At 67.6% G+C, this 14,433-nt stretch carries 17 protein-coding genes and 2 pseudogenes; 13 read left to right on the top strand and 6 right to left on the bottom strand.

The window, feature by feature from the left end; all coding sequences use genetic code 11:
• The first annotated feature begins 22 nt into the window (after positions 1–22).
• Positions 23–673 (top strand): nucleoid occlusion factor SlmA, encoded by a 651-nt coding sequence (gene slmA / locus RXV79_RS20900; RefSeq protein ID WP_316700033.1) that lies wholly within the window; start codon positions 23–25, stop codon positions 671–673.
• Between the two features lie 20 nt (positions 674–693).
• Here the strand turns inward: slmA and RXV79_RS20895 are convergent, their stop codons facing one another.
• From RXV79_RS20895 to RXV79_RS20880, 4 genes are all read right to left on the bottom strand, one after another.
• Positions 694–1,494: a peptidylprolyl isomerase gene (locus tag RXV79_RS20895; protein ID WP_316700032.1), complete on the bottom strand. Its 801-nt coding sequence runs from the start codon at positions 1,492–1,494 to the stop codon at positions 694–696.
• On the bottom strand, positions 1,491–2,489 hold the full coding sequence (locus tag RXV79_RS20890) for a lipase secretion chaperone (protein WP_316700031.1): 999 nt from the start codon (positions 2,487–2,489) through the stop codon (positions 1,491–1,493). Before RXV79_RS20890 ends, RXV79_RS20895 begins: the two co-directional genes overlap by 4 nt.
• Positions 2,486–3,379 carry a peptidylprolyl isomerase gene (locus tag RXV79_RS20885; RefSeq protein WP_316700030.1) on the bottom strand — a complete coding sequence of 298 codons (894 nt, stop codon included), beginning with the start codon at positions 3,377–3,379 and terminating at the stop codon, positions 2,486–2,488. Before RXV79_RS20885 ends, RXV79_RS20890 begins: the two co-directional genes overlap by 4 nt.
• Before the next feature lie 74 nt (positions 3,380–3,453).
• Positions 3,454–4,083, bottom strand: coding sequence for an esterase/lipase family protein (locus tag RXV79_RS20880; RefSeq protein WP_316700029.1), 630 nt, complete (start codon positions 4,081–4,083; stop codon positions 3,454–3,456).
• A 259-nt stretch (positions 4,084–4,342) separates the two neighbouring features.
• Here RXV79_RS20880 and RXV79_RS20875 point away from each other — a divergent pair, with 259 nt between their 5' ends.
• From RXV79_RS20875 to tatC, 10 genes and pseudogenes are all read left to right on the top strand, one after another.
• The gene (locus RXV79_RS20875; RefSeq protein WP_316700028.1) at positions 4,343–5,215 is read left to right on the top strand and encodes an ATP-binding protein; all 873 of its coding nucleotides are present in this window, start codon (positions 4,343–4,345) and stop codon (positions 5,213–5,215) included.
• Positions 5,212–5,658: an NUDIX domain-containing protein gene (locus RXV79_RS20870; RefSeq protein ID WP_316700027.1), complete on the top strand. Its 447-nt coding sequence runs from the start codon at positions 5,212–5,214 to the stop codon at positions 5,656–5,658. The genes RXV79_RS20875 and RXV79_RS20870 overlap by 4 nt, the downstream gene beginning before the upstream one ends.
• Positions 5,659–5,670: 12 nt before the next feature.
• Complete coding sequence (gene hisI / locus RXV79_RS20865; protein WP_316700026.1) at positions 5,671–6,060, top strand: phosphoribosyl-AMP cyclohydrolase; 390 nt, start codon at positions 5,671–5,673, stop codon at positions 6,058–6,060.
• The gene (locus RXV79_RS20860; protein WP_316700025.1) at positions 6,057–6,410 is read left to right on the top strand and encodes a phosphoribosyl-ATP diphosphatase; all 354 of its coding nucleotides are present in this window, start codon (positions 6,057–6,059) and stop codon (positions 6,408–6,410) included. Before hisI ends, RXV79_RS20860 begins: the two co-directional genes overlap by 4 nt.
• Entirely contained in the window at positions 6,407–6,766 is a 360-nt protein-coding gene (locus tag RXV79_RS20855; protein WP_316700024.1) for a DUF4870 family protein, read from the top strand. The genes RXV79_RS20860 and RXV79_RS20855 overlap by 4 nt, the downstream gene beginning before the upstream one ends.
• A 1-nt stretch (position 6,767) precedes the next feature.
• A complete protein-coding gene (locus RXV79_RS20850; RefSeq protein WP_316700023.1) occupies positions 6,768–7,124 on the top strand; it encodes a histidine triad nucleotide-binding protein in 357 nt (118 codons plus the stop codon).
• 53 nt (positions 7,125–7,177) lie between these two features.
• Positions 7,178–7,414: a Sec-independent protein translocase subunit TatA gene (gene tatA / locus RXV79_RS20845; protein WP_316700022.1), complete on the top strand. Its 237-nt coding sequence runs from the start codon at positions 7,178–7,180 to the stop codon at positions 7,412–7,414.
• 3 nt (positions 7,415–7,417) lie between these two features.
• Positions 7,418–7,646 (top strand): annotated as a pseudogene (gene tatB, locus RXV79_RS28215) (Sec-independent protein translocase protein TatB); the annotation flags it as partial.
• Positions 7,647–7,723: 77 nt separating this feature from the next.
• Positions 7,724–7,894, top strand: a pseudogene (gene tatB / locus RXV79_RS28210) (twin-arginine translocase subunit TatB); the annotation flags it as partial.
• Positions 7,895–7,904: 10 nt separating this feature from the next.
• Complete coding sequence (gene tatC, locus RXV79_RS20835) at positions 7,905–8,699, top strand: twin-arginine translocase subunit TatC (RefSeq protein WP_316700020.1); 795 nt, start codon at positions 7,905–7,907, stop codon at positions 8,697–8,699.
• 19 nt (positions 8,700–8,718) lie between these two features.
• Here the strand turns inward: tatC and RXV79_RS20830 are convergent, their stop codons facing one another.
• On the bottom strand, positions 8,719–9,888 hold the full coding sequence (locus RXV79_RS20830; RefSeq protein ID WP_316700019.1) for a S1C family serine protease: 1,170 nt from the start codon (positions 9,886–9,888) through the stop codon (positions 8,719–8,721).
• A 21-nt stretch (positions 9,889–9,909) separates the two neighbouring features.
• On the opposite strand from RXV79_RS20830, the gene RXV79_RS20825 reads away from it, so the two are divergent.
• Positions 9,910–10,662 (top strand): Nif3-like dinuclear metal center hexameric protein, encoded by a 753-nt coding sequence (locus tag RXV79_RS20825; protein ID WP_316700018.1) that lies wholly within the window; start codon positions 9,910–9,912, stop codon positions 10,660–10,662.
• Position 10,663: 1 nt separating this feature from the next.
• Entirely contained in the window at positions 10,664–11,680 is a 1,017-nt protein-coding gene (gene pdxA, locus RXV79_RS20820) for a 4-hydroxythreonine-4-phosphate dehydrogenase PdxA (protein WP_316700017.1), read from the top strand.
• Here the strand turns inward: pdxA and RXV79_RS20815 are convergent, their stop codons facing one another.
• Positions 11,681–14,395, bottom strand: a complete 2,715-nt coding sequence (locus RXV79_RS20815; RefSeq protein ID WP_316700016.1) for a DUF1631 family protein — start codon at positions 14,393–14,395, stop codon at positions 11,681–11,683.
• Positions 14,396–14,433: the final 38 nt, after the last annotated feature.

Raw genomic sequence — 14,433 nt, 5'->3', positions numbered from 1 at the left:
TAAACAAGGCTAGAACGACGAGATGACCGACGCCACCCTGCCTGAAGAAGCGAACGCGCCATCCACCGCCGCCGTGGCCGAAACGGGTCGCAAGCGGCCCAAGCCTGGCGAGCGCCGCGTGCAGATCCTGCACACCCTGGCCAGCATGCTCGAGCAACCGGGCGCCGAGCGCATCACCACGGCCGCCTTGGCCGCCAAGCTCGAAGTTTCGGAAGCGGCGCTTTATCGCCATTTCGCCAGCAAGGCGCAGATGTTCGAAGGCCTGATCGAGTTCATCGAGCAGAGCGTCTTCACCCTCGTCAACCAGATCGGCGAACGTGAGACCAGCGGCAAGGTGCAGGCGCAGAAGATCCTGTCGGTCTTGCTGCAGTTCGGCGAAAAGAACCCCGGCATGACCCGCGTGATGGTGGGCGATGCGCTGGTGTTCGAGAACGAGCGCCTGGTCTCGCGCATGAACCAGTTCTTCGACCGCATCGAATCGCAGTTGCGCCAGAGCCTGCGCCTGGCCGCCGAATCGGCCGGCTCGCAGACGCCGACCGTCGATGCGAATGCACAGTCGTCGGTGCTGACGGGCTTCGCCGTCGGCCGCCTGCAGCGTTATGCCCGCTCGGGCTTCAAGCGCATGCCCACCGAGCACCTCGACGGCGCGCTCGCGCTGCTCGTCCCCGCCTGAGCGGGGCGCGGGCGCCCGGCTCAGGGCGCCTGCAACACCGTCAGCTTCGCTTCCTTGCGCCACTGAGCCACCTGCGCCTGCAGGCGCTCGGTGGCGATCTGCTTGCGCATCTCGGCCTTCACCTTCTCGTAAGGTGGCTTGGGCTGCGTCTGGATCGACGTGAGGCGGATCACATGCCAGCCAAACTCCGTCTGCACGGGTTGCCGCGTGTATTGCCCCGGCTTCAGCGCTTGCGCCGCCGCGGCGAAGGGCGGCACCAGCTGGCTGACCGACATGCTGCCCAGCGCGCCGCCGCGCGGCACGGTCTCGGTGTCGAGCGTGTGCTTGCGCGCGAGCGCCGCAAACGAGGCGCCACGGTCGAGCTGGGCGATCAGGTCGCGCGCCGTTGTCTCGTCTTTCACGAGGATGTGGCTGGCGTCGATCTGCACGTCGAGCTGCAGCGTGCGGTAGCGCTCCTGGATGTCGGCCTCGGCGATGGGCATCTCGGCGGCCATCTGCTGCAGCAAGCGTTGGCCGAGCAGCGTCTTGTGGGCGAGTTCGAGTTCGGCGCGGGTCTGCGCTCGCGCGGCCACGCCGCTCGAATTGGCGCGCTGGCTCAGCAGCTCCATGTCGACGAGGTCGTCGAGCATGCGACGGCGTTCTTGCATCTCGGCTGGGGCGCCATTGGCGGCGCGCGCGCGCGCCAGCTCGTCGAGCATGGCTCGGCTGAGGGGCTGGCCGTTGACCAGCGCGGCGGCGCCGGGTGGCAAGGCGGCGTCGGCGGCCCAGGCGGCTGGCGCCGCGACGCTGGTGCAAATCAGAAGTAGGGCGAAGGCTCTCATGGTGTGGAGGTGCGGTTGCGGTCGTAGGCGCGGGCGGCGGCCAGTTCTTCTTCCTTGAAGTGCTGGCGCAGCGCGGCGTCGAGCTGGGCGGCCATGTCGGGCGATGCGCTGGCGACGATGGCCTTCTTCTGCTGGGCGTAGGCCTGGTAGCGCGACTCCCACTGGGCGCGCTGGGCTTCCATCTCGGTCATGGCCTTGGCCGCTTCTTCGCCGAGGTAGCGCTGGCGCAACTGCTCGATCTGCGCGGGAGTTGCGCCTTGCTGGCGCAGGGCAGCCACCTGGGTGTCCAGCTCGCCGAACGACGCCGCCACCGGCGCCTGCAGTCCCGGCAGGTCGCGCGGCATGCGTTCGCGCAGGGCGCTGATCTGCGTGGCCTTTTCCTGCGCCGAGAGCTTGGGGTCGGCCTGGATGGCGTTCATCGCCATGTCGAGCCGGGTGAGTTCTTCTTCGGCGCCGAAGAGGGCGCGTGCGGTGGGCTCGTCGAAATGCTGACGGCGCAGGGCGATGGTCTTGTCGAGCAGGGCCTTCAGCTCTTCGGGGCTGGCGGGGGGCTGTTGCTCGGCGGCCTGAGTGGTGGCCGCACGTTGGTAGGCGTCGTAATGCCGCACGAGCGCGATGGCCTGTGTCGCGGCCTCGCCCGGCATGGAGCGGCGAAGTGCATCTTCGAGCCGCTGGAAGTCGGCCGGCGTGGCCTCGGGGCCAAGCAGGCCGAGCAGCACATCCAGCGCGGCGCGGGTGTTCATGTCGACAGTCAGATCGCCCGAGGCACCGAGCTCGAGCAGTCGGGAAGCCTCTTCGATGGTGCGCGGCACGCTGTCGGTGTGCGCGGCGGGCGGTGCGACGCCGCTGCGGGCGAGGGCGCCGGCCGGCGAGGCGCCGGTGCTGGCCGGCGCCGCGTCGGTGTCCGCACGGCCCGACGTGGCCAGCCACGAGCCGATGCCCACCGCGCCCAGCGAGGCGGCGATCAGCACGACGCGGAAGGCGCTGGGGCTCATGGCGATTCGGCCAACTGGATCTTGGCCTCGCGCCGCCATTGTTTCTGCTGCGCTTCCACCTTGGCATGCACGATCTGCGGGTGCAGCCAGACGCGTGCGGTTTCGAGCGTCGGGCGGTGCGCCAGCGGCTCCAGGCCTTCCAGGCGCATCACGTGCCAGCCTTGCGGCGTTCGGACCGGCTGGGCCGCGTGCTCGCCGGGCTTCAAGTAGCGCACGGCAGCGCCCATTTCGGTGGGCAGCTGGTCCATCAGCATGACCCCGAGGCTGCCGCCGCGCAGGCGGTTGTCGGTGTCAATGGAATAACGCTTGGCCAGCTCGGCGAATGGCCGGCCTTGCTTCAGTTGTTCGAGCACGGCCTGCGCGGTGGCCTGCTCGGCGACGAGGATGTGGGCCAGCTTGAACTGGTAGGGCGGCACGCGCTCGTCGTAGGCGGCGGCCAGCTCGGCGTCGGTCACCTGCAAGCCGGCGATCTGCTCGCGCACCATCGCCTGGGCCAGGATGGTCTTGGCCTGCAGTTCGTTTTCGGCGATGAAGGCGGGTTGTTTGTCGACGCCGTGCTCGCGTGCCTTGCGGGCGAGCAGTTCGATGTCGACGAGTTCGTCGAGCAGGCGCTGGCGGCCCACGCTAGGCGCGCTTGCCGCAGAGGCGGCGCTGGCGGCAGCCGTGGGGGCGTCGTAGGGGTTGGCCGAGCCGGCGTACTGGCGGGCGATCTCGTCGAGGAGGGGGCGGGTGAGCGGCTCGCCGTCGAGCAAGGCCACGGCATCGGGCTTGGCAGGCGTGGGCGCGCTTGTGGCCGTGTCGGGCGCGGCGGGCTTGCATGCGCTCAGCAGGGTGAGGCCGGGCAGCACGGCCAGGGCGAGGGTTGAAATGCTCGTTCGGATCATGGACATGGTGCGTGGGGCCCGCCGGGCAACGGGAGGTGTGGCCCGGCGGGGAACGGCTCAGAGAACGCTGGCGGAGTGGCTCAGCGCAGCGCTGCGCGCACCGCGTTGTACACGCTGCCGTCGGTCAGCAGGGCCAGGTGGTTCACCGGCGCCACCTGGGTGCTGTTGCCGCAGATGGCGTTGGTGGCGGGGATGATCACACCGTCGAGGGCCGACCACAGCGAGCGGTCGCAGCCGCGGCCGGCCAGGCGCAGGATGAAGAGCGAGCCGGGCCACATGTCATAGCAGGCCGGGCTGAAGCAGGCGTAGGCCGAGGTGGTGCCCAGGTGTGGCGTGCCAAGGGTCACGAAGCGGCGCATCTGCGACGAACCGCCGTTGAACACGCGGTAGGCGCGCGAGACGAGGCCGCCGTTGGAGTGGGCGACGATGCTGATCTTCTCGCCGCCGTGGCGGGCGCGCACCGTGTTCACATAGCTGGCGAGCTGGGCACCGCTGGCGGTGTCGGAGCTGAGGAAGGAGTTGTAGTTGAAGCCGTACAGCTTGTTCGACGGGTAGCCGCTGGCGGTGAAGCGGCTGATCATGGTCGACCAGTTGCCCGAATTGCCGCTGTAGCCGTGCACGAACACGATGGGTTCCGTCTGGGCGGCAGCCTGGCCGCAGGCCAGCACGGAGGCGAGTGCGACACTCGCGAGAATGGCGGTGCGTTTCATGTGGTGAGTCTCCTGCAATGGTTGGAAGAACCCGGAGACGGGCGCGTCCGCCTGCTTCCGGTTTGCCACTCGTTGCCGGAGGTGCTGACGCCGTGGGCCCTGGCAGGCACTGCACCCCAGACAAACAACCAAGAGGCGATCTAATTGTGGACGGCTGTTTAGTTTTTGGGTCGTCTCGTTTTCCCGCTCTCGAAAACCCGTGATGGCAACTCCTTACTATCGCGGGCCCGTGCCTTATTTCCGTTTCAATTGATCTGCCATGTTGACCGACTCGCTGACGCATCTGATTGCACGCGCCGAAACCCTCATCACCCGGCTGGAAGCCGCGCTGCCACAGGGTTTGCAGGCCCCTGACTGGTCGGCGTCGACGGCCTTCCGCTACCGTCGTCGCCACAACCGCGCGGTGCTCGAGCCGGTGCGCCACGTGGCCACCATCAGGCTCGCATCGCTGGTCGAGGTGGAGCCCCAGAAAGAGCGCCTGCTGCGCAATACCGAGCAATTTGTGAACCGCCGTGCAGCGAACAACGTTCTGCTCACCGGCGCCCGTGGCACGGGCAAGAGTTCGCTAGTGAAGGCTTGCCTCAATGAGTTTTCAGGCCAGGGATTGCGCCTGATCGAGGTCGACAAGGCCGATCTGGTGGACCTACCGGACATCGTTGACCTCGTGGCCGGCCGCCCGGAGCGCTTCGTCGTCTTCTGCGACGACCTGAGCTTCGACGAGGGCGAGCCGGGCTACAAGGCGCTCAAGTCCATCCTCGACGGCTCCGTCTCGCAGGCGTCCGACAACGTGCTGATCTATGCCACGAGCAACCGCCGCCATCTCCTGCCCGAGTACATGAAGGAAAACCTCACCTACCAGCACACCGAAGACGGCGAGGTGCACCCCGGCGAAGTGGTGGAGGAAAAGATCTCCCTCAGCGAGCGCTTCGGCCTGTGGGTGAGCTTCTACCCGTTCACGCAGGACGAATACCTCGCGATCGTCGCCCAGTGGCTGCGCAACCAGGGCGTGCCCGAGCCGGCCATCGCTGCGGCTCGCCAGGAGAGCCTGGTGTGGGCGCTCGAGCGCGGCTCGCGCTCCGGCCGGGTGGCCTTCCAGTTTGCGCAGGACTACGCCGGGCGGCACGCGACATGAGCACCGCTGGTGAACGAACGCCCGTCGACGTGGCGGTGGGGGTGCTCATCGATGGAGACGGGCGCTTCCTCCTGACCTCGCGCCCCGAGGGCAAGGTGTACGCCGGCTATTGGGAGTTTCCGGGCGGCAAGCTCGAAGTGGGCGAGACGGTCGAGCAGGCGCTGCGGCGCGAGTTGCATGAAGAGCTGGGCATCACGATTGGCGCCGCCCACCCCTGGAAGGTGGAGATCGTCGACTACGAACACGCCCGCGTGCGCCTGCACTTCTGCAAGGTCTACGCGTGGCAAGGCGAGTTCGAGATGCGCGAGCGCCAGAGCATGGCCTGGCAGACGCTGCCGGTGGACGTGAAACCCGTGCTGCCCGGCACCGTGCCGGTGCTCGAATGGTTTGCCACCGAGCGTGGTTTCAGCGGTCCCACGCATGAAGCGGCGCCACCCCGATAGGTAAACTGCCGCATGGATTTTCTCGACGCCATCAAGTGGGATGCCGACGGCCTGGTGCCCGTGATCGCCCAGGAGGCCACGACACAAGACGTGCTGATGTTCGCCTTCATGAACCGTGAGGCGGTGCAGGAGACCGTCAAGCGCGGTGAAGCCGTCTACTGGAGCCGCTCGCGCAAGCGCCTGTGGCACAAGGGCGAGGAATCGGGCCACCTGCAGAAGGTGCACGAGATGCGCCTCGATTGCGACAACGACGTGCTGCTGCTCAAGGTCACGCAGCTCGGGCACGAGCCCGGCATTGCCTGCCACACCGGGCGTCACAGTTGCTTCTTCCAGAAGCTGGAAGATGGCGTGTGGAAGACGGTCGAGCCCGTGCTGAAAGACCCGGAGAGCATCTACAAATGAGTGGCAACGACACCCTCGCGCGCCTGGCGGAGGTCATTGAATCGCGCCGCGGCGGCGACCCGGACAAGAGCTACGTGGCCCGCCTGTTCCACAAGGGGAACGATGCCATCCTCAAGAAGATCGGAGAGGAAGCCACCGAGACCGTCATGGCGGCCAAGGATGGCGATGCGAAGAAGATCGTCTACGAGGTGGCCGACCTCTGGTTCCATTCGATGATCGCGCTGGCTGCCTTTGGCCTGAAACCTGCTGACGTGCTGGCCGAGCTGGAGCGGCGCGAAGGCCTGTCGGGTCTGGAAGAGTTTGCGCTGCGCAAGGTGCAATCGCGCGACCATGACGAAAGGCAACCATGACTGACGCCCTGACGACCGAGACCCCCGACGCCGAGAAGCTTGCGAGCCTCAAGCAACTCACGCTGGTGACCTACATCCTCTACGCGCTGAGCGTGTTCACGGGTTTGACGGCCATCGTGGCGATCATCATCAACTACGTGAAGCGCGAAGACGCCGCCGGCACGGTGTACGAGAGCCACTTCACCTGGCAGATCCGCACCTTCTGGTGGAGCCTGCTGTGGGCGGTGATCGGCTGGGTGCTGGTCTGGGTGCTGGTGGGCATCCCGATCCTGATCGCCGCCGGGATCTGGGCGATCTACCGCCTCGTCAAGGGCTTCATCTACTGGAACGACGGCAAACCGATGGACGTGAAGTGACATGACTGCGAGACACGACCCCAACTGCATCTTCTGCAAGATCGTCGCCGGGCAGATCCCGAGCCGCAAGGTGTACGAAGACGACGACCTGCTGGCCTTCCACGACATCGCACCCTGGGCGCCGCAGCATGTGCTGGTGATCCCCAAGGAGCACATCGAGTCGCTCTACGACACCACGCCCGAGCAGCACCAGGCGCTGCTCGGGCGCATGCTGGCGCTGGCGCCGGTGCTGATGAAGCAGCTCGGCGTGACCGGGGGCTTCCGCGTGCTGGTCAACAACGGCCCCGACGGGCGCCAAGAAGTGCCGCATTTGCACCTTCATGCCATGGGCGGCCCGCGCCCCTGGGCCAAGGGGTGAACCCTGGCGCGTAAGCGTCACCTAAACTTCCGTATTCCCTTCAGGAGATCCACATGGGTTCATTCAGCATCTGGCACTGGCTCATCGTCTTGGCCATCGTCGTCCTGGTGTTCGGCACCAAGAAATTGAAGAACATCGGCAGCGACCTCGGCGGCGCCGTCAAGGGCTTCAAGGACGGCATGAAAGACGGCGCGAGCAGCGACGCCCCGGCCGTCAACCCGCAGGTCACGGTCAACAAGACGAGCGACCCGAACAACACCGTCGACGTCGACGCCAAGACGAAGTCCTGATCCTTGATTGATTTCGGCTTCGACAAACTCGCGCTAATCGGCGCGGTGGCGCTCATCGTCATCGGGCCCGAGAAGCTGCCGCGTGTCGCCCGCACGGTGGGCCACCTGCTGGGCAAGGCCCAGCGCTACGTGGCCGATGTGAAGGCGGAGGTCAACCGCTCCATCGAACTGGAAGAGCTCAAGAAGATGAAGGGCCAGTTCGAGGATGCAGCGCGCGACGTCGAGCAGAGCGTGACGAGCGAAGTCAACCAGGCCACCGCCGCGCTCGAGAACGCCTGGGCCGACGCCGAGCCGGCCCCCTTCACCGGCGGCTTGCACGACGCCGTGCCGGTCTACAAGCACCCGCGCAAGAAGTGGCGCGTGAAGCGCAGCGCGATGCCGCTCTGGTACAAGCAGCGCACCGGCATCCGCGCCAAGGCCCAGTCGGGCGCGGCACGGGTGGCGCGTTTCCGCCCGCCTCGCAGCGGCTCGTCGGCATGAACTCCCTGGCATGAGCACAGAAGAAAAACCCGACGAGCTGGCCGGGACCGAGCAGCCTTTCGTCGCCCACCTCGTCGAACTGCGTGACCGGCTGATCCGCGCGACGATCGCGATCCTCGTGTGCTTCGGCATCCTGATGGTCTGGCCGGGCTCGGGTGCGCTGTACGACCTGCTGGCGGCGCCGCTCGTGTCGCATTTGCCCAAGGGCGCCACGCTGATCGCGACCAACGTGATCTCGCCCATCCTGGTGCCGCTCAAGATCACGCTGATGTCAGGCTTCCTCGTGGCACTGCCTTATGTGCTGTACCAGACCTGGGCCTTCGTCGCGCCAGGCCTGTACACGCACGAGAAGCGCCTGGTGCTGCCGCTGGTGGTGTCGAGCACCATCCTCTTCTTCGTGGGTGTGGCGTTCTGCTACTTCCTGGTGCTGCCGGCCATGGCGCAGTTCATCCAGAATTTCGCGCCCACCAGCATCACCGCCGCGCCGGACATCGAGCAGTACTTCGGTTTCGTGCTCACGCTCTTCATCGTGTTCGGCCTCGCCTTCGAGGTACCGATCGTCGTGATCGTGCTAGCCCGGCTGGGCATCGTGTCGATCGAGCGTCTCAAAGGCTTTCGCGGCTATTTCATCGTGCTGGCGTTCATCGTCGCCGCGGTGGTCACGCCGCCCGACGTGATCTCGCAGTTGGCGCTCGCGATCCCGATGTGCATCCTGTACGAACTCGGGATCTGGGCCTCGGTGCTGTTCATCAGGCACACGAAGGCGCCGGAAGACAAGCCGGCAGAAGAGAAGACGACGACCTGAACGCCTCCCTGTGCGGCGCTCAGCGTTCGCGCGGTCGCCCTGAGCGGGGCCGCTGCGCCACCACCACCTTGAGTTCGAGCGTGCGGTCGCCGCGCTGCACCGACAGCGTGGCCGCCGCCTGCGGCTTGAGTTCTGCCACTGCCGCGAGCAGTTGCACCGTGTTGGCCACGGGTGTGTCAGCCACCTTCACCACCACGTCGCCCGGGCGCACGCCGCCCGCGGCGGCCGGGCCGTTCTGAAGCACACCGGTGATCAGCACGCCCTGCTTGATCGGCAGGTTGAAGGTCTCGGCGATCTCGGGCGTGAGGTCGCGTGGCTCCACGCCGATCCAGCCGCGGGTGACCTGGCCGTCGCGGATCAGGCCTTCCATCACCAGCCGCGCGGTGTTCGCGGGAATGGCGAAGCCGATGCCCATGCTGCCGCCCGAGCGCGAGTAGATCGCGGTGTTGATGCCCAGCAGGTTGCCCTGGGCGTCGACCAGCGCACCGCCCGAGTTGCCGGGGTTGATGGCCGCGTCGGTCTGGATGAAGTTCTCGAAGGTGTTGATGCCGAGCTGGTTGCGGCCGAGGGCGCTCACGATGCCGGAGGTGACGGTCTGGCCCACGCCGAAGGGGTTGCCGATCGCCAGCACCACATCGCCCACCTGGGCCGATTCGACGCTGCCGAAGGCGATGACGGGCAGCTTGTCGAGCGAGATCTTGAGCACCGCCACGTCGGTTTCGGGGTCGGTGCCGACGACCTTGGCGCGTGCCTGGCGGCCGTCGGAGAGTTGCACTTCGACGTCGTCGGCACCTTCGATCACATGGTTGTTGGTCAGCAGGTAGCCATCGGCCGAGACGATCACCCCCGAGCCGAGGCCGATCTGGGGTTGCTGCTGGCGCTGCGGCTGGTCGCCGAAGAAGAAGCGGAACCACGGGTCTTCGGTCTGCGGGTTGCGCTGCGGCGTCTTGCTGGCCGTGATGCTGACCACGGCCGGCGTGGCGCGCTTCGCCGCTGCCGCGTAGCTGGGAACGCTGCCTGCTGCGACTGCAGAGGCGGGCAGGGCCGGGGCCTGGAGGATGGAGACCGCGGCGGGAAGGCCGGAGACGGTGTCGCGGCGAATCCACTCGGGCTTGAGCGTCGCGATCACGAACCACAAGGCCACCGCCACGGTGACGGCTTGGGAGAAAATGAGCCACGTCCTGCGCATCAACCCGATCCTGAAATCTTCATGGCCTCACGCTCTGACATCGAGACGTACCTCGGCGCCTTGCTCGACGTGGGGAAGTTCCGGGATTATGGGCCGAACGGTTTGCAGATCGAGGGCAAGCCGGAGGTGAAGAAACTCGTCTCGGGTGTGACCGCGAGCCGCGCGCTCATTGAGGCCGCGATCGAGCAGCAGGCCGACGCCATCCTCGTGCACCACGGGCTCTTCTGGCGTGGACACGATGGCCGTCTCACCGGCTGGCTGAAGGCGCGGGTGGAGCTGCTGATGGCGCATGGCATCAACCTCTATGCCTATCACCTGCCACTCGATGCCCACCACGAGTACGGCAACAACGCGCAGCTCGGGGTCCAGCTCCATCTCGTGCCCGACGGACGCTTCGGCGAGCAGGACATCGGCTTCGTGGGTGCACCAGTGCAGCCCCTCACCACGGACGCCTTGAAGACCATGCTGACCCACCGGCTCGGCCGCGAGCCGGTGATGGTCGAGGGCCGTCCCGGGGTGACCTTGCAGCGCATCGCCTGGTGCACGGGCGGTGCGCAGGGCTACTTCGAGTCGGCCATCGCGGCCGGTGCCGAGGCATACATCACCGGCGAGATCTCCGAGCCGCAGGCCCACCTGGCGCGCGAGACGGGCGTCGCCTTCTTCGCCTGCGGCCACCATGCGACCGAACGCTACGGCGCTCCGGCACTCGGGGCGCACGTGGCCGAGAAGTTCGGCCTCGAGCACCAGTTCATCGAAATCGACAACCCGGCCTGACGTGAGCACCGCACCGCTGGTCATCACGATGGGGGATGCCTGCGGCATCGGGCCCGAGATCATCGCCAAGGCGTTTGCGGCCGGCGAGGCGCAGGGCGCGTTCGTCCTGGGCGATACCGCCGTGATGCGGCGTGCCGTGGCCCAACTGGGCCAAAGCATGGCCGTGGCGACGATCGAGCAGCCGGGCGATGCGGCTGCGTGCCCGCCTCGCTGCGTGCCGCTGCTGCAAGCGCGTGGGTTGCCGTCTGATCTGCAGGGCGCGGGCATCGGGCGCGTGGATGCGCGGGCCGGAGCGGCCGCCGCCGCGTGCATCGAACAGGCCGTGGCCCTGGTGCGTGCCGGGCAGGCGCGCGGCATCGTGACCGCACCCATCCACAAGGAAGCGCTGTCGGCGGCCGGTGTGGGCTTCCCGGGCCACACCGAGATGCTCCAGGCGCTGGCCGCCGACCCGGACGAAGCGATGCCGCCGGTGCGCATGATGCTGGCCAACGAGGAACTGCGCACCGTGCTCGTGACGATTCACATGTCGCTGCGCAAGGCGATCGATGCGGTGACCTTCGACGCGGTGCTCGAAACCCTGCGCATCACCGATCGCGCCATGCGCCGCTTTGGCATCGCGGCGCCACGCGTCGCCGTGGCAGGGCTCAATCCGCATGCGGGCGAGGGTGGGTTGTTCGGCGACGAAGAGCAGCAGATCATCGCGCCCGCGATTGCGGCAGCACGGGCCGAGGGCATCGACGCCACCGGCCCGTTCGCGCCCGACACCGTCTTCATGCGTGCGCGCCATGCCCCTGGGCATCCGGGTGAATTCGACGTGGTGGTGGCGATGACGCACGACCACGGGCTCATCCCGGTGAAGTACCTCGGCGTGGAGCAGGGCGTGAACGTGACGCTCGGCCTGCCCTTCGTGCGCACCAGCCCCGACCATGGCACCGCGTTCGACATTGCGGGCACCGGCCGCGCCGATGCGTCCAGCCTGATCGCCGCCCTGCGCATGGCGCGGCGGCTCTCGCCTTAGCTATTTGCTGTTGGCCGTGAGCGCGGCGAGCTGCTTGCGCGCGCGCGCGGTCGCCCGCTCGATCAGGTAGGAGCTTTCGAAGGCCTTGAAGCGCCCGGTCTCGCACATGCGCGAGAGCATGCGGGCCGTGAGCGACACCGTCTCGGTGTGGCGCTTGCCGCGGGTGAAGACGAAGAACGCTCGCCCCGGGCTCACATAGCTCAGGCGCACTTTCTGCCACTGGTCGTTGAGGTGCATGCGGTACGCGAAGCCGAGCTTCACGTGGTCCATCAGCTGCACGCCCTGGGTCGGCTCGGCCGGCTCCGCCGTGGTGTCGAGGTTGATGTCGAGCTGCGCCGCGAGGTCGAGGTTGAGGTCGACCGGCTGCGTGTCGGGGGAACTGTTGACCGGCTCCGGCTCCGGCTCGACCGCCGTCAGATCGATGTCGACTTCCTTCGACCAGTCGACCGCCGTCTCGTCGACGAGGCCGATCTGCTGGGCTTCGGTGTCGGAGAAATGCGGCTCGAGGGCCGCGACGGCCGAGGAGCTTGCGCCGGCGGTGCTCGAGATCGGCACGTCGCGCAGCAAGGCATCGGGCTCGGGCACCGGCGTGTTGAACACGCCCTCGACCTGCTTGGCGAGCAGGTTGTAGTCGAGCTCGGTGAGCGGTGGCGCTTTCAGCGAATCGGCATGCGCGGGCAGCAGCTTGCCGAAGAAGTCTTTCTGCGCCGCCTCGGGCCATCCGACGAGCTTCATGCCCTCGTTCAGGTCCTTCATCAGCGGCGGCAGCTGCATGAGGAACTTCTTGCGCAGCGCGGGCGAGCCCTTGGGCTGCACGCTCATCACGAGATCGCGGCCGGCGCGCTTCAGGCGCTGCACCGTCTCGGACTGGGCGCCTTCGCGGCGGGTGGCCAGCGCGATGGTCTGGCTCCACACCTGGGCCAGGAAGTCGCGCAGGTAGTCGGGCAGCGACAGCGGTCCGAGCGCAGTGCGCAGCTGCAGCATGTAGCGCTGCTGCACGCGCAGGTCGGATTCCTTGCTATCGAGCACGGAGACGGCCTTGGCGGTTTCCTCGACCTCGGCCTTGGCCTGCTGCGCAACGAAATTCTCGAGCGCTGTGAGCTTGCTCGAGTAGATCTCGATCTGGTCGAAGTCGCCCTGGACGATCTCCTGCACCAGCTCGCGCACCCGCGCCATGAACTGCTTGCCGGTGCCTTCGTCGAGGTCCTCGAAGGCCGCGGCCAGCGAAGCCATGCGGTTGACGAAACGCCGGACCGGGTGCTTGCGCGAGGAGAAGAAGCTGTTGTCTTGCAGGGCGACGCGCAACACCGGCAGCTGGAGGCGCGCGATCTGGCGCGCCATCTGCGGCGGCACGCGCGGGTCGGAGAGGATTTGGTCGAAGAGGCTGCCCACCACGTCGATCACCATGTGATCGAGGGCGCCGGTGGACGCCTGTCGCAGCTCGTCGCGGTGCGCGCGGATGAGGTTGGCGGCCATCAGGCCGGAGGCGAGATCGCCGTAGCCGCTGCCGCCGGTGACGGCGCCGCCCGCGGATCGTGCACTCCCGAAGCCGCTGGTGCCGCCCAGGCCGGAAGGAGATGTCGGTCCTCCCAGGTCTGCCGGTCGCGTGGCGAGGAAGGTCAGGCGGCGGATCAGCGCCATCATCTCCGCATCGGCCTGAACGCCCGGGTTGACAGCGCCCGATGGCCCTGAGCGGCCGCTCACGCCACCGCGACCCACACCGTCAGCCCCGCCGCGCGCCATGCCTGCGCCTGGTGGGGGCGCTGAGCCTGGGGTGGCTCGCCCGCCATAGGCACCAGGTTGGCCCGGCCCTCCGGCGAACCCCGCGCCTTGCCCGGCGCCGCCGGGGCCGCCGCTTCCCGCCAAGCCGGCGAGGCCCGGGCCGACGCCGGCACCACCCCCACGGCCTGTGGCAGGCCCGGATCGGCTGGGCGTGCCGGTGCTCGTGTCTTCGAAATGGGCGTGGGCACTTCCGCTGAAATGCCCACCGCCGGTCGACTGGTCGTGCTCGCGACGCAGCTTGTCGTAGCCGGAGATCACGTGGTCGCGGGCAATCTCGTTGCCCGGTCCTTCGACGCCGCGCACGGTGAGGCCGACCGGCTGGATCCCGCGGGCGCGGAAGTCTTTCAGGATGTCGGCGTAGCACTGCGGCATGACGCGAGACATGCCGATCGCCAACTCACGGGCCAGGATCTTGCGGCAGTCGCGGTCGTTGCTGACCGAGGTGATCGCCCGGTACATGGCTTCGCCCAGCACCTCGCCGCGCAGGGGGTTGCGTTCATGCTCTGCTCGGCCAATCCCCAGCAACTGGCCGGTATAGGAGGCGATCTCGCGCAACTCCCATTCGCAGCCGTGGCTGATGGCCTGGCCGATGCGGTCGGCGTGCATCTGCTCTTCGACTTCGCTGTCGTCGACGAGGCTCAGTGATTGCCAGTCGGTTTCGGCGAGGCTTCGGCCGGTTTCCCGGTTGGGGCTCAGCTCCCGCGTGACGCGTTTGGCGAGGGTGTCCGCGAACACGAGCACAAACGTGCTCATGTGTCGCCGCAAGTCGAGTTGGGTGTTGATCAGCGCATCGCGGTCGAAGATGCGGGTGGCGGCCGAGGCCAGCACGCCGAGATGGTCGCTCACGCGATCCGCGACCGTGGCCGTGGTCGTCTTGATGTGATGCATGGCTGCGTCGAACGCAGCCTGGGCGCGTGGGTCGGTCTGATTCATCTCGAACGGGGCCGTCGTCGGCCGGCCGGGACGCGCTC

Origin of the sequence: Piscinibacter gummiphilus, assembly GCF_032681285.1 — a bacterium.
Classification (GTDB): domain Bacteria; phylum Pseudomonadota; class Gammaproteobacteria; order Burkholderiales; family Burkholderiaceae_C; genus Rhizobacter; species Rhizobacter gummiphilus_A.
This window is presented reverse-complemented; position numbering and strand designations above follow the sequence as displayed.